The organism is Mycobacterium sp. KBS0706, from assembly GCF_005938675.2.
Classification (GTDB): Bacteria; Pseudomonadota; Alphaproteobacteria; order DSM-16000; family Inquilinaceae; genus Inquilinus.
In genome coordinates, this window is the sequence record NZ_VCCH02000251.1 from 1 (window position 1) to 1,979 (window position 1,979).

At 65.0% G+C, this 1,979-nt stretch carries 1 protein-coding gene and 1 pseudogene; both read right to left on the minus strand.

The features are described 5' to 3' along the window. Window positions 1-687 (minus strand): annotated as a pseudogene (locus tag FFK22_RS41585) (phosphoketolase); the annotation flags it as partial. An 81-nt stretch (window positions 688-768) separates the two neighbouring features. Next, window positions 769-1,833 (minus strand): class I fructose-bisphosphate aldolase, encoded by a 1,065-nt coding sequence (locus FFK22_RS41590; protein WP_138893673.1) that lies wholly within the window; start codon window positions 1,831-1,833, stop codon window positions 769-771. Window positions 1,834-1,979 lie beyond the last annotated feature (146 nt).

A 1,979-nucleotide genomic window follows, 5' to 3' on the forward strand; every position in this document is an offset into this window, starting at 1 on the left:
TCCGTATCCGCGGAAGAGGTGGTCCAGCTCCTCGTGGCTGATCCGGGCCAGGACCGTGGGGTTCGCGATCTTGTAGCCGTTGAGGTGCAGGATCGGCAGCACCACCCCGTCGGTGACCGGATTGAGGAACTTGTTCGAGTGCCAGCTGGTCGCCAGCGGCCCGGTCTCCGCCTCGCCGTCGCCAACGACGCAGGCGACGATCAGGTCGGGGTTGTCGAATGCGGCGCCGTAGGCGTGCGACAGGGCATAGCCGAGCTCGCCGCCCTCATGCATCGACCCCGGGGTCTCCGGCGCCACATGGCTGGGGATGCCGCCGGGAAACGAGAACTGGGTGAAGAGGCGCTTCATGCCCGCCTCGTCGGTGGAAATATTCGGGTAGACCTCGCTGTAGGTCCCCTCGAGATAGGCGTTCGCCACCAGGCCGGGCCCGCCGTGACCGGGACCGGTGATATAGATCACGTCCAGGTCGTGCTTCCGGATCAGCCGATTCAGGTGGGCGTAGATGAAGTTCAGTCCCGGCGTCGTTCCCCAGTGGCCAAGGAGCCGTGGCTTTATATGCTCCTGGCTCAGGGGCTTCTTGAGCAGCGGGTTGTCGTAGAGATAGATCTGCCCGACGGATAGGTAATTGGCGGCTCGCCAATATGCGTCGATCAGGGCACGTTCCTTCTCCGACAGTGCATTCGCCATGATCATCTCCTCCCGAATTTCGGGGTTTCCGGGCCCGCAGGTTGCCGCGACGCCGCTGTTCCTTTCATCGCGCAGGCCGAACTAGTCGTCGTGCCACTGGTGGCGACGGGCAAGGCTTCCACTGCCGACCGGATCGGCCTCCATCGCGTCGGTGTAGGTCCCGAGGCTGGCCACTCCATTGCAACGCGCCCGGTGATAGAGCGCCTGCTGTCCGGCCTTCAGGTTTTCCTCCCGCCCGTGCCATGCCTCCAGCGCCGGATCCTGCAGAGCGCGGCCATACGAGAATGTGATCTTCCAGGGCTTGGCCCCGGGCAGCCGATTGATCGCATCCAGATGGGCGGTCGCCAACCTGTCCTCCTGTCCGCCCGACAGGAAAACGATGCCGGGCACCGCCGCGGGCACATGTCGGCGCAAGCACCGGAGCGTGGCGGTCGCGACCTCCTGCTCGGGCAATCGGTGGAGGCATTCCTTGCCGGCGATGACCATGCTGGGTTTGAGCAGCACGGATTCGAGCGCGACACCCTGCTCGAACAGGGCGTGGAACACGCCGTGGAGGACCGCGTCCGTGACCTCCTCGCAGCGTTGGATGGTGTGCGTTCCATCCATCAGCACTTCCGGCTCAACGATCGGCACGAGGTCCTGCTCCTGGCAGAGCGCCGCGTACCGAGCGAGGGCGTGCGCGTTGGCGCTGACGCATGCATGGCTGGGGAGGGCGTCGGCGATGCGGATGACCGCCCGCCATTTCGCGAAACGGGCGCCCATGCTGTGATACTCGGACAGGCGATCCCTCAGCCCATCGAGCCCCTCGGTGACATTTTCGTCCCGGGAACCGGCCAGCGCCCTGGCACCGGTATCGACCTTGATGCCCGGCATGATGCCCCGGGCCACGAGAAACTCGGCGAACGGCACCCCGTCGCCGCTCCTCTGGCGGATCGTCTCATCCTGCAGGATAACCCCGCTGATGAACTCGGCGAGCCCCGCCGTGGTGAACAGCATCTCCCGGTAGCTGCGCCGGCTCTGCTCGGTGGACTCGATCTCCAACGTGTCGAACCGCCTGGTCAAGGTAGGGACGGTCTCGTCGACCGCGAGGATGCCTTTTCCGTCGGTGACCAGCGTCGCTGCGGCGCTCTCCAGATCGTGAGTCATCGTGCGAGTCCTTCCTGCCCGTGCGCGCCCTCCTTGGCCCGGCACGACCGCGGCGAATCTCAAAAACTATGACCCCAAAGGTTCTCAACGGCTTTGACCTAGATCAAAGTCGCCTGCCGCCGACAGATGCCGTAAGTGACAAAACT